This window comes from Variovorax sp. H27-G14, assembly GCF_046156345.1.
Taxonomy (GTDB): Bacteria; Pseudomonadota; Gammaproteobacteria; order Burkholderiales; family Burkholderiaceae_C; genus Variovorax.
The window spans coordinates 389,847-411,799 of record NZ_JAYLVN010000003.1; the positions used below are offsets into that span (position 1 = coordinate 389,847).

General features: G+C 64.1%; 22 protein-coding genes. 11 read left to right on the forward strand and 11 right to left on the reverse strand.

Features of this window, described 5'->3' with window-relative positions; genetic code table 11:
* Positions 1–14: 14 nt before the first annotated feature.
* Positions 15–2,531 (reverse strand): sodium-translocating pyrophosphatase, encoded by a 2,517-nt coding sequence (locus tag VLK31_RS10840; RefSeq protein ID WP_409168401.1) that lies wholly within the window; start codon positions 2,529–2,531, stop codon positions 15–17.
* Positions 2,532–2,785: 254 nt separating this feature from the next.
* On the opposite strand from VLK31_RS10840, the gene ppa reads away from it, so the two are divergent.
* Entirely contained in the window at positions 2,786–3,313 is a 528-nt protein-coding gene (gene ppa / locus VLK31_RS10845) for an inorganic diphosphatase (protein WP_409168402.1), read from the forward strand.
* An 83-nt stretch (positions 3,314–3,396) separates the two neighbouring features.
* Here ppa and VLK31_RS10850 read toward each other — a convergent pair whose 3' ends face one another.
* Complete coding sequence (locus VLK31_RS10850) at positions 3,397–4,158, reverse strand: hypothetical protein (RefSeq protein WP_409168403.1); 762 nt, start codon at positions 4,156–4,158, stop codon at positions 3,397–3,399.
* Positions 4,159–4,286: 128 nt separating this feature from the next.
* Complete coding sequence (locus VLK31_RS10855; RefSeq protein ID WP_409168404.1) at positions 4,287–5,525, reverse strand: GNAT family N-acetyltransferase; 1,239 nt, start codon at positions 5,523–5,525, stop codon at positions 4,287–4,289.
* Positions 5,526–5,544: 19 nt separating this feature from the next.
* Here VLK31_RS10855 and VLK31_RS10860 point away from each other — a divergent pair, with 19 nt between their 5' ends.
* Both VLK31_RS10860 and VLK31_RS10865 read left to right on the forward strand, forming a co-directional pair.
* Positions 5,545–7,242: an NAD+ synthase gene (locus VLK31_RS10860; RefSeq protein ID WP_409168405.1), complete on the forward strand. Its 1,698-nt coding sequence runs from the start codon at positions 5,545–5,547 to the stop codon at positions 7,240–7,242.
* Positions 7,239–7,577 carry a P-II family nitrogen regulator gene (locus tag VLK31_RS10865; RefSeq protein WP_116907431.1) on the forward strand — a complete coding sequence of 113 codons (339 nt, stop codon included), beginning with the start codon at positions 7,239–7,241 and terminating at the stop codon, positions 7,575–7,577. Before VLK31_RS10860 ends, VLK31_RS10865 begins: the two co-directional genes overlap by 4 nt.
* A 45-nt stretch (positions 7,578–7,622) precedes the next feature.
* Here the strand turns inward: VLK31_RS10865 and VLK31_RS10870 are convergent, their stop codons facing one another.
* From VLK31_RS10870 to VLK31_RS10895, 6 genes are all read right to left on the reverse strand, one after another.
* Complete coding sequence (locus VLK31_RS10870) at positions 7,623–8,213, reverse strand: TIGR00730 family Rossman fold protein (RefSeq protein WP_409168406.1); 591 nt, start codon at positions 8,211–8,213, stop codon at positions 7,623–7,625.
* Between the two features lie 31 nt (positions 8,214–8,244).
* Positions 8,245–8,652 carry a diacylglycerol kinase gene (locus tag VLK31_RS10875; RefSeq protein WP_409168407.1) on the reverse strand — a complete coding sequence of 136 codons (408 nt, stop codon included), beginning with the start codon at positions 8,650–8,652 and terminating at the stop codon, positions 8,245–8,247.
* Positions 8,649–9,224 (reverse strand): RDD family protein, encoded by a 576-nt coding sequence (locus VLK31_RS10880; protein ID WP_409168408.1) that lies wholly within the window; start codon positions 9,222–9,224, stop codon positions 8,649–8,651. Before VLK31_RS10880 ends, VLK31_RS10875 begins: the two co-directional genes overlap by 4 nt.
* 12 nt (positions 9,225–9,236) lie before the next feature.
* Positions 9,237–9,977, reverse strand: coding sequence for a DUF3106 domain-containing protein (locus VLK31_RS10885; protein ID WP_409168409.1), 741 nt, complete (start codon positions 9,975–9,977; stop codon positions 9,237–9,239).
* 137 nt (positions 9,978–10,114) lie between these two features.
* The gene (locus VLK31_RS10890) at positions 10,115–10,540 is read right to left on the reverse strand and encodes a DUF3619 family protein (protein WP_409168410.1); all 426 of its coding nucleotides are present in this window, start codon (positions 10,538–10,540) and stop codon (positions 10,115–10,117) included.
* Entirely contained in the window at positions 10,537–11,103 is a 567-nt protein-coding gene (locus VLK31_RS10895; protein ID WP_409168411.1) for an RNA polymerase sigma factor, read from the reverse strand. Before VLK31_RS10895 ends, VLK31_RS10890 begins: the two co-directional genes overlap by 4 nt.
* Before the next feature lie 281 nt (positions 11,104–11,384).
* Between VLK31_RS10895 and VLK31_RS10900 the strand changes: the two genes are divergently transcribed.
* From VLK31_RS10900 to VLK31_RS10930, 7 genes are all read left to right on the forward strand, one after another.
* A complete protein-coding gene (locus tag VLK31_RS10900; protein ID WP_409168412.1) occupies positions 11,385–13,169 on the forward strand; it encodes an acetolactate synthase 3 catalytic subunit in 1,785 nt (594 codons plus the stop codon).
* Positions 13,170–13,277: 108 nt separating this feature from the next.
* Positions 13,278–13,769 (forward strand): acetolactate synthase small subunit, encoded by a 492-nt coding sequence (gene ilvN / locus VLK31_RS10905; RefSeq protein WP_116907439.1) that lies wholly within the window; start codon positions 13,278–13,280, stop codon positions 13,767–13,769.
* 53 nt (positions 13,770–13,822) lie between these two features.
* Positions 13,823–14,086, forward strand: coding sequence for a DUF4282 domain-containing protein (locus VLK31_RS10910; RefSeq protein ID WP_409168413.1), 264 nt, complete (start codon positions 13,823–13,825; stop codon positions 14,084–14,086).
* A gap of 54 nt (positions 14,087–14,140) precedes the next feature.
* A complete protein-coding gene (gene ilvC, locus VLK31_RS10915; RefSeq protein WP_409168414.1) occupies positions 14,141–15,157 on the forward strand; it encodes a ketol-acid reductoisomerase in 1,017 nt (338 codons plus the stop codon).
* 188 nt (positions 15,158–15,345) lie between these two features.
* On the forward strand, positions 15,346–16,170 hold the full coding sequence (gene pssA / locus VLK31_RS10920; RefSeq protein WP_409168415.1) for a CDP-diacylglycerol--serine O-phosphatidyltransferase: 825 nt from the start codon (positions 15,346–15,348) through the stop codon (positions 16,168–16,170).
* 206 nt (positions 16,171–16,376) lie between these two features.
* The gene (gene leuA / locus VLK31_RS10925) at positions 16,377–18,080 is read left to right on the forward strand and encodes a 2-isopropylmalate synthase (RefSeq protein ID WP_409168416.1); all 1,704 of its coding nucleotides are present in this window, start codon (positions 16,377–16,379) and stop codon (positions 18,078–18,080) included.
* A 67-nt stretch (positions 18,081–18,147) separates the two neighbouring features.
* Positions 18,148–19,686, forward strand: a complete 1,539-nt coding sequence (locus tag VLK31_RS10930) for a 2-isopropylmalate synthase (protein WP_409168417.1) — start codon at positions 18,148–18,150, stop codon at positions 19,684–19,686.
* On the opposite strand, the gene VLK31_RS10935 is transcribed toward VLK31_RS10930, so the two are convergent.
* Positions 19,683–19,991, reverse strand: coding sequence for a hypothetical protein (locus tag VLK31_RS10935; protein WP_409168418.1), 309 nt, complete (start codon positions 19,989–19,991; stop codon positions 19,683–19,685). The two genes, VLK31_RS10930 and VLK31_RS10935, sit on opposite strands and share 4 nt — an antisense overlap.
* Here VLK31_RS10935 and VLK31_RS10940 point away from each other — a divergent pair.
* Complete coding sequence (locus tag VLK31_RS10940) at positions 19,981–20,994, forward strand: serine hydrolase (protein WP_409168419.1); 1,014 nt, start codon at positions 19,981–19,983, stop codon at positions 20,992–20,994. The genes VLK31_RS10935 and VLK31_RS10940 overlap by 11 nt on opposite strands.
* Positions 20,995–21,078: 84 nt before the next feature.
* Here the strand turns inward: VLK31_RS10940 and VLK31_RS10945 are convergent, their stop codons facing one another.
* Positions 21,079–21,927: an IclR family transcriptional regulator gene (locus VLK31_RS10945; protein ID WP_409168420.1), complete on the reverse strand. Its 849-nt coding sequence runs from the start codon at positions 21,925–21,927 to the stop codon at positions 21,079–21,081.
* Positions 21,928–21,953: the final 26 nt, after the last annotated feature.

The window sequence follows — 21,953 nt, forward strand, 5'->3', positions numbered from 1 at the left end:
CCCGGGTGTGCGCGTCAGGGCTTGACCTTGACCTCCACCCGGCGCGCCTCCGAGGGTGGGCCGTCGGCCTGCGACTGCTCGGGCTTGGCCAGCTCGATCTTGTCTTCGGGCGCACCGGCCGCCTTGAGCGCATCGCTCACGGCCATGGCGCGCTGCTTGGCCAGCTCGGCATTCTTGGCCGCGTCGCCGCTGGCGTCGTGGTAGCCGCTCACCAGCACCGTGCTGCCGCTCTGCACAGCCTTGATGACGTCGGCCAGTGCCTCCTTGGCGTTGGGCGCCACCTCGGCGCTGGCGCTGGCAAAGTAGAACTTCACGACACCGTTCTCGACCTTCACCGCAGCGGCTTCGACGGCGGACACGGCGCCCGCCGCCACTACGGCAGCGGGTGTGGTGGGCGCCATGGCGGCAGGTGCCATGGCCGCCGGCGGCGTTTCGATCTTCGTCGGCACCGCGGCCGCCGCATCGCCGGCATGGAACTTCACCACCAGCGGCACGATGAGCAGCGCCACGATGTTGATGATCTTGATCAGCGGGTTCACGGCCGGGCCGGCAGTGTCCTTGTAGGGGTCGCCCACGGTGTCGCCGGTGACGGCGGCCTTGTGCGTCTCGCTGCCCTTGCCGCCGAAGTGGCCGTCCTCGATGTACTTCTTGGCGTTGTCCCACGCGCCGCCGCCAGTGCACATGCTGATGGCCACGAACAGGCCTGTGACGATGGTGCCCATCAGCAGCCCGCCCAGGGCCTTCGGCCCGAGCACCAGGCCCACGACGATCGGCACCAGCACCGGCAGCAGCGAGGGGATCATCATTTCCTTGATGGCCGCGCCGGTCAGCATGCTCACCGCCTTGCCGTACTCGGGCTTGCCGGTGCCTTCCATGATGCCGGGGATCTCGCGGAACTGGCGGCGCACTTCTTCCACCACCGCACCGGCCGCGCGGCCCACGGCCTCCATGGCCATGGCGCCGAAGAGGTAGGGAATCATCCCGCCGATGAACAGGCCCACGATCACCATCGGGTCGCTCAGGTTGAAGTCGATGGACAGGCCGTAGCCTGCGAGTTTGTGCGTGTAGTCGGCAAAGAGCACCAGCGCTGCAAGCCCGGCCGAGCCGATGGCGTAGCCCTTGGTCACCGCCTTGGTGGTGTTGCCCACGGCGTCGAGCGGGTCGGTCACGGCCCGCACGCTGGCGGGCAGGTCGCTCATTTCCGCAATGCCGCCGGCGTTGTCGGTGATGGGGCCGTAAGCGTCCAGCGCCACCACGATGCCGGCCATGCTCAGCATCGACGTGGCGGCCACCGCAATGCCGAAGAGGCCGGCCATCGAATACGACGCCAGGATGGCGATGCACACGAAGATCACCGGCCAGGCCGTGGAACGCATCGACACGCCCAGGCCCGCGATGATGTTGGTGCCGTGGCCCGTGGTCGAGGCCTGCGCGATGTGCTGCACTGGCTTGTACTGCGTGCCGGTGTAGTACTCGGTGATCCACACCAGCGCCGCCGTGAGCGCCAGGCCCACGAAGCAGGCGCCGAACAGCTTCAGCTGGCTGCCGCTGGGCGCAATGGCGTCGTCGGGCATCAGCCAACTCGTGACGAACCAGAACGCGATCAGCGACAGCACGCCCGCCACCGCCAGCCCCTTGTAGAGCGCCGGCATCACGTTGACCATGCCCGGCGAGGCCTTCACGAAGAAGCAGCCGATGATCGACGCGATGATCGACACGCCGCCCAGCGCCAGCGGATACAGCACCGCGTTCACTGGCGCGGCCGTGACCATCAGCGCGCCCAGCACCATGGTGGCAATGAGCGTCACCGCGTAGGTCTCGAACAGGTCGGCCGCCATGCCGGCGCAGTCGCCTACGTTGTCGCCCACGTTGTCGGCGATCACGGCCGGGTTGCGCGGGTCGTCTTCCGGAATGCCGGCCTCGACCTTGCCCACCAGGTCGGCACCCACGTCGGCGCCCTTGGTGAAGATGCCGCCGCCCAGCCGCGCGAAGATCGAAATCAGCGAGGAGCCAAAGGCAAAGCCGATCAGCGGATTGAGCATGGCCGCCAGGCTCTGGCCCGCGGGCGGCGCGCCGCTGCCCACCAGAAACCAGTAGAAGACCGAGACGCCCAACAGCCCCAGGCCCACCACCAGCATGCCGGTGATGGCGCCGCCGCGAAACGCGACGTCGAGTGCCGGGCCAATGCCGTGCGTGGCCGCCTGCGCGGTGCGCACATTGGCGCGCACCGACACGTTCATGCCGATGAAGCCGCACGCCCCCGACAGCACTGCGCCCACCACGAAGCCCACCGCGGTGGTCAGGTCGAGGAAGAGGGCGATGAGCACCGCGAGCACCACGCCCACGATGGCGATGGTGCTGTACTGCTTGGCGAGGTAGGCGGAGGCGCCGGCCTGGATGGCCGCCGCAATCTCCTGCATGCGGGCGTTGCCGGGATCTTTCGCGAGGATCCAGCTTCGGGCCCAGAAGCCGTAGCCCACGGCCACGAGGCCGCAGACGATGGCCAGTATCAAGGGGGTGTTGCCAATCATGCTTTGCATCTCCATTCGTTCTTCAAGACTTGTGGAGACGGACACCATGGACCCTGCGTGCAACGCGTACGGGAGCATGATTTCCGCCGCGTTGCTTCCTCGAAGCTCGCTGCACTTTAGGTGCGGAGCCGATTGGCCAACGGTTGCAATTTACAGGCAAAAACGAGCGCGTGTGCGACCGTGCGGTGACACGGAAAGTAAACTCCGGGTTTGTCCCCATCCGTCTCATACTTTTCAACTACTCGAAAAACGTCATGTCCTTCGACAAAGTCTCCCCCGGAAAGAACGTTCCCGACGCCTTCAATGTCGTGATCGAAATCCCGATGAACGCCGACCCGATCAAGTACGAAGTGGACAAGGAATCGGGCGCGATCTTTGTCGACCGTTTCATGACCACGGCCATGTACTACCCCGCCAACTACGGCTACGTCCCGCAGACGCTGTCGGGCGACGGCGATCCGGTCGACGTGCTGGTGATCGCGCCGTACCCGCTGCTGCCGGGCGTGGTGGTGCCTTGCCGTCCGCTGGGCATTCTGATGATGGAAGACGAAGCCGGCGTCGATGGCAAGGTGCTGGCCGTGCCCACCGACAAGGTGCTGCCCATTTACAGCCACTGGAAGTCGGTCGACGACGTGAACCCGATGCGCCTGAAGGCCATCAGCCACTTCTTCGAGCACTACAAGGACCTGGAAGCCGGCAAGTGGGTCAAGGTGATCGGCTGGGAAGGTATCGAGTCGGCGAAGAAGGAAATCATGGACGGCATCGCCGCCTACCAGAAGTAAGTTGTTGCCGCCGCAAGGCGGCGTCCGGGGGCGCAATGCTCCCGGACTGGCGGCTTCAGACTGATCGTTTCAGACTGATCGTTTCAGGCCCGGCCCTTGTTCGTGGCCTCCGAGGCCAGCCGCATCCACTCGCGATTGACCGATCGCGCGTGCGAGTTCCAGTGGCGTGCCGCCTGCTGGAGCTCATCCCACTGGCGTTGCGCGCCAGCGGTATCCCCTTGTTCAGCCAGCCATGCGATGTAGCGAGCGCGGGTCTCGACCGTGTTGTATTGGCTCAATGCACTTTCGAAGGCATCGCGTGCCTCCTGCTGACGGCCGTCGGCGGCCAGCGCGCGGGCGGTGAGCACGGCGACCTCGTCGCGGCGGTAGTCGTCGCGTGTGGCACGCAGGGACTGGAGCGCCTGCAGCGCTTCACGGCCGGCGGCGGGCCCGCCCGCGGCCAGCAGCGCGCTCGCCAGACCGAACTGCAGTTCGGGGTCGGAAGCGAGCGGGCCTTTCAGTGCGTCGCGGTAGTGGCCCACGGCGTCGGCGGCCTGACCCCGGTCGAGTGCGGCCTTGGCCAGGCGCAGCTTGTTCTGCGCGGTGGGCGCAAGGTCGTAGGCATCGGCGGCAGCGCGGTACTCTCGTTCGGGGTCGATGAACCCGATGGCTGCGCTGGCCACCTTGCCGGCGGTGCGCTGCATGCGCGAGGCGGGCAGGTACTCGGCCACGAAGTACACGATGCTGCCGAGCAGCGGAAAGCTGAAAAGAATGATCAGCCAGTACATCTGCTTGCCATGACGCATGGCGTGCACGGCAAAGAACAGTGCAATGACGATGTGCAGCCCCAGTCCGACGATTGGCATCGGTTTCCCCTTGTGTTGTTGTGGATGTCGGGCGCGTTTATAGCAGCCCGGCATGGCGGGTTGGGGGCCGTGTGCAAGCAGTGATCAGGGGGTGATCAGGCGTCGATCTCGTGGCGATCAGCAGTCGCTCAGGCGGCCTTGAACGGGCTGCGTTCGCCCAGGTGGTCCATGTAGTTCTCGATGCCCGCGCCCTCGCGCTCCAGAAAGCGCTCCACCGCATCGGCGAACGACGGATGCGCCAGCCAGTGGGCACTGGTGGTCTTCACCGGCATCAATGCGCGCGCCATCTTGTGCTCGCCCTGGGCACCGCCTTCGAAGCGGTACGCGCCATGCGCAATGCACCAGGCCAGCGGCTGGTAGTAGCAGGCCTCGAAATGCAGGCAATCGACACGCTCCAGCGCGCCCCAGTAGCGGCCGTAGGCCACCAGTGGCGCGTCAGGCTGGGTCGACAACGCAATCAGGCTCGCGGCCATCGGCTTGCCATCGCGCTCGGCCACGAACAGCAGCCAGGCCTCGGGCATGGTGTCGGCCATGCGCCGGAAGAAGTCGCGCGTGAGGTAGGGCGGGTTGCCGTGCTCGCGGTAGGTGCGCTCGTAGCAGCGGTAGAAGAAGTCCCAGTCGGCTTTGGCGATGTCGGTGCCGCGCGACCAGCGAAAGCTCACGCCCGCGTCGGCCACCTTGCGGCGCTCCTGGCGAATCTTCTTGCGCTTGTCGTGCGAGAGGCTGGCAAGGAAGGCGTCGAAGTCCGCATAGCTGGTTTCGCCGCCGGGCCGCCCCAAAACGAAAGGTGCCTCATCGGGGGGCAGCGAGGACACTTCGTCACTGCCGAGCGTGGGGGCCACATTCGTCCAGTGGAACTGCACGGTGTTGCGCAGCATGAGGCCCGCTTCAGCGCAGGCGGCAATGTCGGCGTCGGCGCCGAACAGCAGGTGCAGCGACGACAGCTTCTCCTGCTTGCACAGAGCAATGAGGCCCTGCACCAGCAACGTGCGGCTTGGGGCGTCGCGCGCCAGCAGACGCGCGCCGGGCACCGGTGTGAACGGTACGGCGACCACGGCCTTCGGGTAGTAGGCCAGGCCGTGCTGTTCATAGGCATTGGCCCAGGCCCAGTCGAACACGTACTCGCCGTACGAATGGTCCTTGATGTAGAACGGGCACGCCGCATGCAATACATCGCCTTGCCACAGCGTGACGAACTGGGCCGTCCATCCGCTGTCGGGCGTGGCGCTGCCGCTGTCGTGGAGCGCCGCAAGATACTCGTGGCGCATGAAAGGCGAGGGCTCGGCCTGGGCGGCGAGCAGCGCGTTCCAGGCTTGCGGGCTCACGTCCGACGGCGACGACAAAACCCGAATGACATAATCGTTCAAGCCTTTTTCTTCCTTCTGTATGACGCTCAAGCTCGCCATCGCGCAACTCAATTTTGTGGTGGGCGACCTCGTCGGCAACGCGAAAAAGATCGTCGACGCCACACGCCAGGCCCATGCACAGGGCGCGCGCCTGTTGTTGACACCCGAACTCTCGATTGCCGGCTATGCAGCGGAGGACCTGTTCCTCCGTCCCGCCTTCACCGAAGCCTGTGATGATGCCGTGAAAGGCATTGCCTCTGCGCTGGCCGACCTCAAAGACATGGTCGTGGTGGTGGGGCATCCCACGGGAGGCAGTCTGCGCAGCCGTTCGGTGGCGGTGCAGCTGAGGCACAACGCGGCCAGCGTCATCACGGAAGGCCGCATTCTGGAGACCTACGCCAAGCGCGAGCTGCCCAACTACCAGGTGTTCGACGAGCGCCGCTATTTCACGCCGGGGGAGGGTACCTGCGTGTTCGAGGCCGGCGGCGTGTCGGTCGGCCTGCTGATTTGCGAAGACGCCTGGTTCGACCAACCGGCCGAGCTGGCCCGCGCAGGCGGTGCCGAGGTGCTGGCGGTGATCAATGCCTCGCCGTACCACGTGGGCAAGGAGGGCGAACGCGTCGCGCGCATGGCCGAGCGGGCGCGGGCTGTGGGCCTTCCGCTGGTCTACGCGCACCTGGTGGGCGGGCAGGACGAAGTGGTGTTCGACGGCGCCTCCTTCGCGCTGCAGGCCGATGGTGCGCTGGCGATGCAGGCCGAGAGTTTTCAGGAGAAATTGGTCTTTACGCAATTGGAGCGATCGCCGCAGGGCAGCTTCGGCTTCGTGGCCGAGCCTGGCGCCATTGCGCCGCCGCGCGACGCCGACGCCCAGCTCTGGGACGCCCTGGTGCTGGGCGTGCGCGACTACATCGGCAAGAACGGGTTTCCGGGCGCCATCCTGGGGCTGTCGGGCGGCATCGACTCCGCATTGGTGCTTGCCATCGCAGTCGATGCACTGGGCAAGGACCGGGTCCGCGCGGTGATGATGCCTTCGCCTTACACCGCGGACATCAGCTGGATCGACGCGCGCGACATGGCAGCCCGCTTGGAGGTGCGCTACGACGAAATTTCCATCAAGGACACCTTCGAGTCGTTCAAGGGCGCGCTGGCCGACGAATTCAATGGCCTGCCCGAGGACACAGCCGAGGAAAATCTCCAGGCCCGCATTCGCGGCACGCTGCTGATGGCGCTGTCGAACAAGTTCGGCTCCATCGTTCTCACCACGGGCAACAAGAGCGAAATGGCCACCGGCTACTGCACGCTGTACGGCGACATGGCCGGCGGCTTCGCGGTGATCAAGGACCTGCTCAAGACCACGGTGTTCGCCCTGGCGCGCTGGCGCAACGCGCACGACCCGTACTGCACCGGCACCGAACCGATTCCCGAGCGGATCATCACGCGCCCGCCCAGTGCGGAGCTGAGGCCCGACCAGACCGACCAGGACAGCCTGCCGCCCTACGACATCCTGGACGCCATCCTGGCACGCTACATGCAGGACGACGAGGGCATCGACGAGATCATTGCCGCGGGCTACGAGCGCGCGGTGGTCGAGCGGGTTGCGCGGCTCATCAGGATCAACGAATACAAGCGGCGCCAGGCGCCGGTAGGCATCCGGGTCACCCATCGAAGCTTCGGCAAGGATTGGCGTTACCCTATCACCAGCAAATTCAACGAAACCGCCGGAGCACAAAAACCATGAAGCAGATCACCGCCATCGTCAAACCCTTCAAGCTCGAGGACGTGCGCGAGGCCTTGGCCGAAGTGGGCGTCACCGGCCTGACCGTGACCGAGGTCAAGGGCTTCGGCCGACAAAAGGGACACACCGAGCTCTACCGCGGCGCCGAGTACGTGGTCGACTTCCTGCCCAAGATGAAGGTCGAGGTGGTGGTGAACGAGGCCGATGTGGAGCGCTGCATCGAGGCCATCGTCAGCTCCGCGCGCACCGGCAAGATCGGCGACGGCAAGATCTTCGTCACCAGCGTCGACCGCATCGTGCGCATCCGGACCGGCGAAGAGAACGAAAACGCGGTCTGAAACAAAAAAGCCCCCAGTGATGGGGGCTTTTTTCAGACGTGGGCGTCAGAGGTTTTCAGACAGCCGGTCTTTGTGCGGATGGAGCGGCACTTCGGCGCGCAGCGCGGTCAGCAGCTCGGTCACTTCGGTGCCGGTGCGGATCAGTTCCATCTGCCATTCGCCCATGAACCCCTCGCGCACGCTGTGCGCCAGGAAGCTCAGCAGGCCGTCGTAGTAGCCGGCGGTGTTGAGAATGCCGGTCGGCTTGTCGTGGTAGCCGAGCTGGCGCCAGGTCCAGATCTCGAACAGCTCCTCGAAGGTGCCGATGCCGCCCGGCAGGGCCACGAAGGCATCGGCGCGCTCGCCCATCATGGCCTTGCGCTCGTGCATGGTGTCGACCACATGGAGTTCGTCGCACAGCGGGTTGGCCAGTTCCTTGTCGACCAGCGCCTTGGGAATGATGCCGACCACGCGGCCGCCAGCCAGGCGAGTGGCGTCGGCCACGGTGCCCATCAGGCCGGTACGGCCACCGCCGTAGACCAACTGGCCGCCATGCTGGCCGATCCATTGGCCGACCGCTTGCGCGGCCAGGGAAAACTCGGGACCCTCGCCGGGGCGCGAGCCGCAATACACACAGATCGAAAATTCAGGATTCATCCCGCCATCATGCCGCAGGCGGCAGGCCTTCTCATGACATGAAGCGCTGCCACAGCGCCGTCACCCAGATGCTCGCGCACAGCGTGAGCGACAGCAGCACGGCGGCGCTGCCCATGTCCTTGGCGCGCTTGGACAGGTCGTGCCACTCGGGCCCGATGCGGTCGATGGCCGCTTCCACGGCGGTGTTGAGCAGCTCCACGATCATCACCAGCATGGCGCTGCCGGCGAGCAGCGCTACCTCGACCCAACTGCGGCCAAGCCAGAAGGAGACCGGGATCATGACCATCGACAGGATCGCTTCCTGGCGGAACGCGGGCTCGCTCCAGCCGGCGCGCAGGCCCTGCAGCGAAATGAGCGTGGCGTGGAACACGCGCTCCAAGCCCTTGCGCGCCTTCTGTGGGTTGACGGCGGGATCGGGAAGATTGGGCAAGGCACTCATCGGCGACTCATCGGTTGGGAGGTGATGAGCCGTGTACCGGCCCAGGCGTCGTGCCAGAACTGGCGCTCGGGGTGAAAACGTGAAAGCAGGGCCCAGACGGCGACCCAGCCGAAGACAAGAACGGTCGACTCGCCGCCCGACAGCTTGAAGGGCGCGATGGCGGCCAGCGGCGGCAGGAACCAGATCCAGCTCAACAGGTAGCGCGCCAGCGCCCGGCGCTGGGTGACGGGCCGGCCGTGAACGTCGACGATTCGGATGTTCCAGGTTTTCATGGCGAGGGTCTGGCCCGTGGCCCAGAACCAGACGAAGTACACGCCGAAAACGATGAAAAGAAAAGCCTGGAACAGGTGCCGGCGCGAATCCATGGCGTCGCGCATCTGGCCCAGCGTGCTGAACAGCCAGCCCGAAACGAAGACCACCGCAAACAGCAGCATGCCTTCATAGAGCCAGCAGGCCATGCGGCGCCAGAGGCCGGGAACGTCTGCGGCTATCGAAACAGGAGCGGTGGTTTCAGGTTCGACAGGCAAGAGAGGCTGATTCGACCCAGAAGCCTGGGGTGAGCTGGAAACCATCGAGACTTTGCGTCAGGGCGACGAGGCGGGCACGTCGGCCGGTGCGGGCACCTGGGCTTCGGCCGGAACCGGCGGCGATGTCACGTTGGACGGCGCGGGTGCGGCGGGCACGACGGAAACCGCCGGCGTGGCCGTGGCCGCAGATGCCCGTTCAAGCGGCGACGACACCATGATCGTGGCGGGTGTCGAAAGGGGCGCGGGCGGCGCCAGCAGAATGCGGGGCGTGTGCTGGCCAGCCGGGGTGACGGCCGGCACCGGCACGAGCTTCTGCGACGACACCGGTCGCACGGGAATGGCCGCGCCACGTGGCTTGGCCGGGGCGCGCTCGGCGAGCTTGCGCCTTTCTTCCTCGCTCAGGGCCAGGTACTGCTCCCATTTGGCCTTGCGCTCGTCCGCGGGGATGCGCTTGACCTCGGCGAAGTTCAGCCGCGCCTGGGTGCGCTGCTGGTTGCTCAGCGCGGCCCATTCGATCATGCGGCTGTGCAGGGTGGCTTGGTCGTCCGCTGCCATGCTGGAGAAGTTGCGCGACAGCGCCAGCCACTTCTTCTTCTGCAATGCGTTCAGCGTGTTCCAGTGAACGCTCAGGGGCTTCAGCGCCTGTTGCTGTTCAGCGGTGAGTTCGCTCCACAGGGGCTTGGTTGTCGAAACCGCCTTTGGGCTGCTGGCGCTCGAGGTGGCGGCCGTAGCCGCGGCTGTGCCATTTGTCGACTTGGTTGTTGCCTCGGTGCCGGGTTGGGCATGAGCCAGCGTCAAGCCGAAGGCTGCGACTGCAAGCGCGCCCGCCCAAATGACGGCGCCCGCCTGGAGCGGGCGCGTCGGATGGGGAATGTTCGCGCTGGGGGAGGAACGGCGTCGCATTCGGTCGGTGAAGAATTTCAGGCGGTGAAAGTTCAGTCGGAGGCGCTGTCGGCCTTCAGGAATTGGGCGAAACCGGGGTCGGTGTAGGCGGCGGGGGGCAGATCGCCCGTCAGCAGCGCGGAATCCACCTCGGCCAGTTCGCTGGCGCGGTCGTCGTCCTGCATCACGCTGATGGTGATGAGGCCGGCCACGAGAGCGATCAAGGGCACCACCGAGCCGATGCGGGTCCACCAGCTGCCACCCAGCGTCATGGTGTGGCCCGACTTCACCACTACGGGCGCGGTTCGCAGCTGCGGGGCCAGCTTGCGCGCTGCCACGGCTTGGGCGCGTGCAACGCGCAGCCGCTCGCCGATGTCATGGGGCAGCTCGCGGTTGCCGACCGACAGGCGGGCACTTACGCGTTCGCCGAAGCGGTCTTCGGCCGCTGCGGATGATGTAGTTAAAACCTTCGTGTTCATAGCGATATTCCCTTTGCCTTCAGCGCCTTGCTCAGAGCGTGAACGGCTCGCGAGCAGTGGGTTTTGACGCTGCCTTCGGAGCAGCCCATTGCGGCGGCCGTCTCTGCGACGTCCATCTCCTCCCAGTAACGCATCAGGAAAGCCTCGCGTTGACGGCCCGGCAAAGCGGCGATCTGTTCCTCGATTTCGTGGAAGATCTGGGCGCGGCGGGTCGTGTCTTCGGCGCTCTCCGTTTCCCTAGAGTCGGTTGGAGAGACGAAGTTCTCCAGCAAGTCGAAATCTCCGTCGTCGTCGACGGAATCGAAGTCGCTCAGGTTGGAGAAAAGGGCGCGGCGGGTCTTCTGACGGCGAAACCAGTCGAGCGTGCAGTTCGACAGGATGCGCTGGAACAGCATCGGCAACTCGTTGGGCGGCTTGTCTCCGTAGTGCTGCGCCAGCTTCATCATGCTGTCCTGCACGATATCGAGCGCAGCTTCTTCGTCCCGCACGTGATAAACCGAGCGCTTGAAAGCGCGTCGTTCGACGCTTTTCAGGAAGTCGGAGAGTTCTTGTTCAGTGGCCAAGCGAGAGGGGGCGCGTTGGGCGCGCCACGTGGGAAGGGGGTCTAGCTATCGTGGAGGTTTGTCGCCGCGAATTATGCCTTTGTCGCTTTACAGTCAAGCTGAAGCGAATCTGAACGGCGGGAAATGCCATAATGCGCGCTGCAAGTCAAAAGGCAAACGGGTCAAGGTCCGGCGGAACATCAGTCCGCTCATGGCCATGGCCTCAAGTCCTGGCGCGGCCTCACAAGGGTTGGCAAGGGGCACCCAAGGTATTTCGTTCCCGAAATAAACAAAGGTTGATCATGGAAATCTCCAAGGCGGAAATCGCTTCCGCAGCAGCCGCGTCTTCAGGCGCTGGCAATCCTACGCAAGAACTCATGGGCGCTGAAGTGCTGGTCAAGGCACTGCAGGCCGAAGGCGTCCAGTACATCTGGGGCTACCCCGGTGGCGCGGTTCTGTACATCTACGACGCGTTCTACAAGCAAGACACCATTCAGCACGTGCTGGTGCGCCACGAACAGGCGGCCGTGCATGCGGCGGACGGCTATGCGCGTGCGACCGGCGAAGTCGGCGTGGCGCTGGTCACCTCCGGCCCCGGCCTGACCAATGCGGTCACCGGCATCGCCACTGCGTACATGGACTCGATCCCGATGGTGATCATCTCGGGTCAGGTGCCAACCGCAGCCATCGGCCTCGACGCCTTCCAGGAATGCGACACGGTCGGCATCACCCGCCCCATCGTCAAGCACAACTTCCTCGTCAAGGATCCCAAGGATCTGGCCATGACGATGAAGAAGGCCTTCCACATCGCACGCAGCGGCCGTCCCGGCCCGGTGGTGGTGGACGTGCCCAAGGACGTCTCCTTCAAGAAGACCCCGTACGCCGGTTATCCCGACAAGGTCGACATGCGCTCGTACAACCCGGTGCGCAAGGGCCACGGCGGGCAAATCCGCAAGGCGCTGCAGCTGCTGCTGGCCGCCAAGCGCCCGTACATCTACACCGGCGGCGGCGTGATCCTCGGCAACGCCACCAACGAGCTGCGCACGCTGGTCGACATGCTGGGCTACCCGGTCACCAACACGCTGATGGGCCTGGGCTCCTATCCGGCGAGCGACCGCAAGTTCCTTGGCATGCTGGGCATGCACGGCACCATCGAAGCCAACAACGCGATGCAGAACTGCGACGTGCTGCTGGCCGTGGGTGCGCGCTTCGACGACCGCGTGATCGGCAACCCCAAGCACTTCGCGCAGAACGAACGCAAGATCATTCACGTCGACATCGACCCGTCGAGCATCTCCAAGCGCGTGAAGGTCGACATTCCAATCGTCGGTGACGTGAAGGACGTGCTCACCGAACTCATCTCGATGATCCGCGAGAGCACCACCAAGCCCGACGCCGGCGCGCTCTCCGATTGGTGGAAGACCATCGAGGCCTGGCGCTCGCGCGATTGCCTCAAGTACGACCATGGCAATGGTGACGTCATCAAGCCGCAGTACGTGGTCGAGACGCTCTGGAACATGACCAAGGACGCCGACGCGTACATCACGTCCGACGTGGGCCAGCACCAGATGTGGGCCGCGCAGTACTACCGCTTCGACGAGCCGCGCCGCTGGATCAACTCGGGTGGCCTCGGCACCATGGGCGTGGGCATTCCGTACGCCATGGGCATCAAGCTTGCGAAGCCCGATTCGGAAGTGTTCACCATCACCGGCGAAGGCTCGGTGCAGATGTGCATTCAGGAACTCTCCACCTGCTTGCAATACAACACGCCGATCAAGATCTGCTCGCTCAACAACCGCTACCTGGGCATGGTGCGCCAGTGGCAGGAGATCGAATACTCCGGCCGCTACAGCCACAGCTACATGGACGCGCTGCCCAACTTCGTGAAGCTTGCCGAGGCCTATGGCCACGTTGGCATGCTGATCGAGCGTCCACAAGACGTGGAGCCCGCGCTGCGCGAAGCACGCAAGCTCAAGGACCGCACGGTGTTCATGGATTTCCGTACCGACCCCACCGAGAACGTGTTCCCGATGGTGAAGGCCGGCATGGGCATCACCGAGATGCTGTTGGGTTCCGAAGATCTCTGATCTTCGGGGCATTTCTTTCTCGCAACTTTCACTGACGAATCTATTGCCCGCCGAGCCTGCGCATTACCGTGCGCGGGGGAGGGCGGCGAAAAGAGGAGTCACGCAAACATGAAACACATCATTGCGGTGCTGCTGGAAAACGAGCCAGGTGCTCTTTCCCGCGTGGTGGGCCTGTTCTCGGCCCGCGGATACAACATCGAATCGCTGACGGTGGCGCCCACGGAAGACCCGAGTCTTTCGCGCATGACCATCGTCACGAACGGCTCGGACGATGTGATCGAGCAGATCACCAAGCATCTGAACCGCCTGATCGAAGTGGTGAAGGTCGTCGACCTCACCGAAGGTGCCTACACCGAGCGCGAGCTCATGATGGTGAAGGTGCGCGCGGTCGGCAAGGAGCGCGAGGAAATGATGCGCATGGCGGAGATTTTCCGCGGCCGCATCATCGACGTGACCGACAAGAGCTACACCATCGAATTGACCGGCGACCACGGCAAGAACGACGCTTTCTTGGAAGCGATCGAGCGTAGCGCTATCCTCGAGACTGTCCGCACCGGTGCCAGCGGCATCGGGCGCGGCGAGCGCATCCTGCGCGTGTAGGGGGTGAAGATCCCCTTAGTTCCAACGTTAATCAATACATGAGGAGAAGGTGAATGCAAGACTTGCTGGGATTCGACAAGATGGTGACGCCGATCATCATCCGGATACTGTATTTCCTCGGATTGCTGGGTGTGGTGGTGATGACCGCTGTGTCCCTGTTTCAAGGGAACATCCTGCCGGCCATCGGCATCCTCGTCTTCGGCGCGATCATGGTTCGCGTCTATAGCGAATTGCTGATCCTGCTGTTCCGCATTCACGACAACCTCGTGTCTATCAATCAGCAAATGAAGGACCGGAATTCTTCCGGCCAACTGTGAGTGAACGCACCCCCATTCAGGGGGTGCATCGAGACTAAATAGGAAAGACGCATCATGAAGGTTTACTACGACAAGGACGCCGACCTCAGCCTCATCAAGGGCAAGACGGTCGCAATCATCGGTTACGGGTCGCAAGGTCATGCGCACGCGCAAAACCTGAACGACAGCGGCGTCAAGGTCGTGGTCGGCCTGCGCAAGGGTGGAGCTTCGTGGGACAAGGTCGGCAAGGCCGGCCTGCAGGTCGCCGAAGTGGCTGACGCCGTGAAGTCGGCCGACGTGGTCATGATCCTGCTGCCCGACGAGCAGATCGCCAACGTCTACAAGAACGACGTGGCCCCGCACATCAAGGAAGGCGCTTCGCTCGTCTTCGCGCACGGCTTCAACGTGCATTACGGCTTTGTGCAACCGCGCGCTGACCTGGACGTGTGGATGGTCGCCCCCAAGGCCCCGGGTCACACCGTGCGCAGCACGTACACCCAAGGCGGCGGCGTGCCCCACCTCGTGGCCGTGCACCAGGACAAGACCGGCAAGGCGCGTGACCTCGCGCTGAGCTACGCCACCGCCAACGGCGGCGGCAAGGCCGGCATCATCGAGACCAACTTCCGCGAAGAAACCGAGACCGACCTGTTCGGCGAACAAGCGGTTCTGTGCGGCGGCACGGTCGAGCTGATCAAGGCTGGTTTCGAAACGCTGGTGGAAGCCGGCTACGCGCCTGAAATGGCGTACTTCGAATGCCTGCACGAGCTCAAGCTCATCGTCGACCTGATCTATGAAGGCGGCATCGCCAACATGAACTACTCGATCTCGAACAACGCCGAATACGGCGAGTACGTCACGGGTCCGCGCATCGTGAACGACGAGACCAAGAAGGCCATGAAGCAAGTGCTCAAGGACATCCAGACCGGTGAATATGCCAAGAGCTTCGTGCTCGAAGCCGCTGCCGGCCAGCCGACGCTCATCAGCCGTCGTCGCCTGAACTCGGAGCATCAGATCGAAGTCGTCGGCGAAAAGCTGCGCGCGATGATGCCCTGGATCAAGAAGAACAAGCTGGTCGACCAGACCCGCAACTGATCTTCGCGCCGAAATGCGAGAGGTGCTCCGGCACCTTTTCCCAAGGGCCACCCGTTGCGGTGGCCCTTTTGTTTGCAGGGGCCGCCAAGGTCCCTGAACTACACTGCAAGCCATGCGACCCACAGACCTAGATGCTATCGAATGGATAGCTGACCGCGCAGTGCCCATGAGGGACGGAGGCAATTTCAATGCATGACGATACGGTTCCCGACCAGGTGCAACCGCGCAAACGCCGCAAGGGCATCTACATCCTGCCGAACCTGTTCACGCTCGCAGCGCTGTTCGGCGGTTTCTATTCGGTCGTGATGGCCATGAACGCGCGCTTCGACCTCGCGGCGCTCGGCGTGTTCGCCGCGATGATTCTCGACAGCCTGGACGGGCGCGTTGCCCGCATGACCAACACGCAGAGCGCGTTCGGCGAGCAGATGGATTCGCTGTCCGACATGGTGTCTTTTGGCGCCGCGCCGGCGCTCATCGCCTACGAGTGGTCGCTCAAGGGCCTGGGGCGCTGGGGCTGGATCGCGGCCTTCGTGTACTGCGCATGCGCGGCACTGCGGCTGGCGCGCTTCAACGTGAACACGAGCGTGGTCGACAAGCGCTGGTTCCAGGGGCTGCCTTCGCCCGCGGCCGCGGCTCTGGTGGCGGGCTTCATCTGGCTCGTGGACGAATGGGGCAAGCGCGGCGGTGAGGTGTTGTACCTCTCGTGGACGCAGATCACCTGGGTTACCTTTGCCTTCACGCTGTATGCGGGCCTCACGATGGTCACGAACGCGCCGTTCTACAGCTTCAAGGACATCCAGATGAAGAAGAGCGTGCCCTTTGCCGCGATCGTGCTCATCGCGCTGGGCATCGCGGTCATCAACATCCATCCGCCCACCGTGCTGTTCAGCCTGTTCGTCATCTACGGCCTGAGCGGCTATGTGGTGTACGGGTGGCGCAAGGCCAAGGGCCAGCCCGCGAGCGTGATCAGCACGTCGACAGAAGAGCCCGACGAGCGGGGGCTGCACAACTGACCCGCCGGGCCTTCACAGGCCCGCGAAGGCTGTGCTACATTCGCAACCCTCATGACCCAGATTTCGCTGCTGACCCTACTAGCCCTCCCTCACGGGCGGAGACGGTAGCGCACGCGCTAATCCCTCACCACGGCCCGTTCGCACCAGCAACGGGCCGTTTGTTTTTGGGGTTGCTGGTTGATTGCCAACCATCACAGAGAATCGACATGCTCAAGCAACCTCAAAGCAAATACCGCGCATTCGCCCCGATCGGCCTCAAGGACCGCACCTGGCCCGATGCCGTGCTGACCAAGGCGCCCATCTGGCTGTCGACCGACCTGCGTGATGGCAACCAGGCACTGGTCGAACCCATGGACATTGCGCGCAAGATGCGCATGTTCGAAACGCTCGTCGCCATTGGCTTCAAGCAAATCGAAGTCGGTTTCCCCTCTGCCTCGCAGGTCGAGTTCGACTTCGTGCGCAAGCTCATCGAGGAAGACCGCATTCCCGACGACGTGACGATCCAAGTGCTGACGCAGGCGCGCGACCACCTCATTGCACGCACCTTCGAAGCGCTTCAAGGCGTGCCGCGCGCCATCGTGCACCTCTACAACGCTGTGGCTCCGGTCATGCGCCGCGTGGTGCTCGGCATGGACGAAGACCAGATCGTCGAGCTCGCCAGCAGCCATGCGCGCATGTTCAACGACTTCGCCGCCAAGCAGCCGAACACGCAGTGGACCTTCCAGTACTCGCCTGAAATGTTCTCGGGCACCGACGTCGTGTTTTCCAAGCGCGTGGTCGATGCGGTGACCGACGTGTGGGCACCGACACCGCAGCGCAAGTGCATCGTCAACCTGCCGACCACCGTCGAGCATTCCACGCCGAACATCTTCGCGGACATGATCGAGTGGATGCACCGCAACCTTGCGCGTCGCGATTCGATCGTGCTGTGCGTGCACCCGCACAACGACCGCGGCACTGGCACCGCGGCCGGTGAGCTGGCCTTGATGGCGGGCGCCGAGCGCATCGAAGGCTGCCTGTTCGGCAACGGCGAACGCACCGGCAACCTCGACCTCGTGAACGTAGCGCTCAACCTCTACACGCAGGGCGTGTCGCCCGAACTCGATTTCTCGAACATCGACGAGATTCGCGCCACGGTGGAGCATTGCAACCAGCTTCCCGTGCACCCGCGCCACCCGTATGTGGGTGACCTGGTCTACACCTCGTTCTCGGGCTCGCACCAGGACGCGATCAAGAAAGCCTTTGCCGCGCGCAAGGAAGGCGACATCTGGGACATGCCCTATCTCCCGATCGACCCGAAGGACGTGGGCCGCAGCTACGAAGCCGTGATTCGCGTGAACAGCCAGTCGGGCAAGGGCGGCATGGCTTATCTGCTCGAGAGCGAATACGGCATCGAAATGCCGCGCCGCCTGCAGATGGAATTCATGCAGACCGTGCAGGGCGTGATGGACGTTGCGGGCAAGGAGCTCACGGCCGCCGACCTCTGGCAGCTGTTCGTGCGCGAATACGGCATCGAGACCGCGCAGTCGTTGCAAAACCGTGTGATCGAGGAAGAAGGCGAGGGCGCCGCTGCCTCGGTGGTGCTGCGCGGTGACCTGGTGTGGGACGGCGAAGTGCGCATCATCGAAGGCCGCGGCAACGGCCCCATCGATGCTTTCACGCAAGCCCTGAGCAAGGCCACCGGCCACGCGGTGCGCGTGATGGACTACCACCAGCACGCCATTGGCGCGGGCGCCGATGCCAAGTCGGTGGCCTACCTCGAATTGCGCGTGGACGAGAACCAGACGCTGTTCGGCGTGGGCATCGATGCGAACGTGACCACGGCGTCGCTGAAGGCGATTGTCTCGGGCGTGCTGCGTGCTCGGGGCCGCGGCGCGCACAGCGCACAATCGGCGGTTGAGGTCGCCTGAGTCAATTGACCCTGGCGAACCAACCCGCGCCTGACGCGCCAGGTGGAACGAACAAAGGACAGCCACGATGACCGACCAACTCATTATTTTCGACACCACCTTGCGCGACGGCGAGCAATCGCCCGGCGCCTCCATGACGCGCGACGAGAAGATGCGCATCGCCAAGCTGCTGGAGAAGCTGAAGGTCGACGTCATCGAGGCGGGCTTTCCCGCCAGTTCGAACGGCGACTTCGAGGCTGTGAAAGCCATTGCGAGCGCCATCAAGGACGCGACGGTGTGCGGCCTTTCGCGCGCCAACGACCGCGACATTGCGCGCGCGGCCGAAGCCCTGAAGGGCGCGGCCCGCGGACGCATCCACACCTTCATTGCGACCTCGCCGCTTCACATGGAAAAGAAGCTGCGCATGACGCCCGACGAGGTGCACGAGCAGGCCAGGCTCGCCGTGCGCTTTGCGCGCAACCAAATGGGCGACGTCGAGTTCAGCCCCGAAGACGGCTACCGCAGCGACCCGGACTTTCTGTGCCGCGTGCTGGAGACCGTCATCAACGAAGGCGCCACCACCATCAACGTGCCCGACACCGTGGGCTACGCCGTTCCCGAGCTCTACGGCAACTTCATCAAGATGCTGCGCGAGCGCATTCCCAACAGCGACAAGGCGATCTGGTCGGTGCATTGCCACAACGACCTGGGCATGGCCGTGGCCAACTCGCTGGCCGGCGTGAAGATTGGCGGCGCGCGTCAGGTGGAGTGCACCATCAACGGCCTGGGCGAGCGCGCGGGCAACTGTTCGCTCGAGGAAGTCGTCATGGCGGTGAAGACCCGCAAGGACTACTTCGGGCTCGAGGTCAACATCGACACCCAGCACATCGTGGCCGCGAGCCGCATGGTGAGCCAGACCACCGGCTTCGTCGTGCAGCCGAACAAGGCCGTGGTGGGGGCCAATGCCTTTGCGCATGCTTCGGGCATTCACCAGGACGGCGTGCTCAAGGCGCGCGATACCTACGAAATCATGCGCGCCGAAGACGTGGGCTGGGCCGCCAACAAGATCGTGCGGGGCAAGCTCAGCGGGCGCAATGCGTTCAAGCAGCGCCTGCAGGAACTTGGCGTGACGATGGCGAGCGAAGGTGACATCAATGCCGCCTTCCTGCGTTTCAAGGAACTGGCTGACCGCAAGTCTGAGATTTTTGACGAAGACATCCTCGCGCTCGTCAGCGCGGAGGAGGTGTCGAACGTTGGTGAGCAGTTTGCTTTCGTCTCTCTCTCCCAGCACAGCGAAACCGGCGAGCGCCCTCAGGCCAAGATCGTGTTCACCGTGCATGGCAAGGAAGTCACCGGCGAATCCGACGGCAATGGCCCGGTTGATGCTTCCCTGAAGGCCATCGAGTCGCACGTCAACAGCGGTGCCGAGATGGTTCTTTACTCTGTAAACGCCATCAGCGGCTCGACGGAAAGCCAGGGAGAAGTTACAGTCCGGTTACAAAATGCAGGGCGGGTGGTGAACGGTGTGGGTGCAGACCCCGACATCGTGGTCGCTTCGGCAAAGGCTTATTTGAGTGCGCTCAACAAGTTACAGAGCCAAGCTGAGAAAGTTGCGGCACAAGGTTAGGTTTTCAGGCACTCCTTGCTATTCGATTGAAGAAGAGGATGCAAGTAACTGATATTGCGTGCCTTTTTTGATTTCGATACACTGCGGTCCTTGTTTGTCGCCGCTGGAGATTTATTAATGCCTGAAGCCCGTCTCCGCCGAGTTTCCAGCCAGCGGTTTTTACCCGCCTTCCGATTCATCGCCGTCGCGCTCTGTGCCACGGCGTTTTTGCTGCCCGGCGCCCAGGCAGCGAAAAAAGAAAAGCCCACCGCCGCCAAGACCGCCGTCGCCAAGAAGGCGAAGGGTGCTGCGCCGGTGGAAGCCAAGCGCACTGCTTCGTCCAAGACGGCGCGTGCCGGCCGGGCTGAAAAGCCCGAAAGAGCAGAAAAGGTCGTGCGCGGTGGCCGCAACGTCGTGGCCACGCTGTCCAGGAAAAACGGCAAGACCGTAGTGGCCGTGCAGCGCCGCTCGGTGGTGCGCGTCGAAGCCCCGGCCCGCCAGTCTTTCGGCCAGATGGCCGGCCTGCATGGCACCGAAGACGTGCTCGACCTGAAGTCGAGCGTTGCTCTGGTCATCGACCAGGACACGCATGAAGTGCTGTTCAGCAAGAACGACCACGCCGTGCTGCCGATTGCATCGCTCACCAAGCTCATGACCGGCCTGCTCATCAGCGAGGCGCACCTGCCCAATGAAGAGCTGATCACTATCACGCAGGACGACGTTGACACCGAAAAGCGCAGCAGCTCGCGCCTGACGGTCGGCACCACGCTGTCGCGCGGTGAACTGCTGCACCTGGCGCTGATGTCGAGCGAAAACCGCGCCGCCCACGCACTGGGTCGCACCTACCCGGGCGGCCTCTCGACATTCGTGAGCATCATGAACGCCAAGGCCAAGATGCTCGGCATGAAGGACACGCGTTACGTGGAGCCGACCGGCCTGTCGAGCCGCAACCAGTCGAGCGCGCAAGACCTGGCGCTGCTGGTTAACGCCGCTTATGCCGATGCCACGGTGCGTTCGCTGTCCACGTCGCCTGAATACCAGGTGGAAGTCGGCAATCGCATGCTGCAGTTCAACACCACCAACCGCCTCGTGAAGAGCCCGGACTGGGAAATTGGCGTGCAGAAGACCGGCTACATCTCCGAAGCTGGCCAATGTCTCGTGCTGCAGGCCCGCGTGGCCGGCCGCAAGCTGATCATGGTGTTCCTGGATTCGGCCGGCAAGTTCAGCCGCATTGCAGACGCCGAGCGCGTTCGCCGTTGGGTCGAGGCCACGCATGCCGCCGGTTCGCCGGCAGCCTCGCGCAACGTTGCGGCTTACCAAGCCGGCTGATTGGGAGTCGACAGACTCCCAACGAAAAACAGGCCCTTCTCAGGGCCTGTTTGCTTTTTGCGGGAGGGCGCGAGCGACGGTGACTCAGGCGGCGCCCGTGGCCGATGCGCTTGATGCACCCGATGCGCCATTACTCGGCACAGGCGTTGCCGCCATGCCGTCCCTGAACCCCAGCGCGCCCGAAATTTCGTTGGCCGTGGCCTGCAGCTTGGGCAGCCAGCCTTCGTCCAGCCGATCGGCCGGCGCGGAGATCGACAGCCCCGCCACCAGCTTGCCCTGGTCGTCGTAGATGCCTGCGGCCATGCAACGCACACCCAACTCGAGCTCTTCGTTGTCGCGGGCGATGCCGTACTGGCGCGCCTTGGACAGCTCGCGCTCCAGCGCCGGCAGTTGCGTGATGCTGTTGCGCGTATGGCCGGCCAGCCCGGTGCGGGTGGCATAGCTGCGCACCCGCTGCGGGTCGTCCGCGGCCAGGAACAGCTTGCCGGTAGAGGTCAGGTGCAGGGCGGCACGGCCGCCAATGGCGCGCACCACTTGCATGCCCGAGCGCTCGCTGTAAGAGCGTTCGATGTACACGATCTCGTCGCCCTGGCGCATGCTGAGGTTGACGGGTTGCTGGGTGAGCTTGTGCAGCTCGCGCATCGGGCCAAGGGCGGCGTCACGCACATTGAGGCGGCCCTTCACCAGGTTGCCCAGCTCCAGCAGGCGCATGCCCAGCCGGTAGCTGCCGGCCTCGGGCCGGTCGACAAAGCGCCCGACTGCCAGATCATTGAGGATGCGGTGCGTTGTCGAAGGGTGAAGCCCTGTCTTTTCGCTGATCTCCTTCAGCGAAATGGCCTCTTCGCGGGATGCCAGCACATCGATGAGCGAGAACATGCGCTCGATCACTTGGATCACGGGAACGGCGGGAACGTCGGATTGGTTTTTTCTCATGGCGCTTTGCGGTGAAGACCGGACGC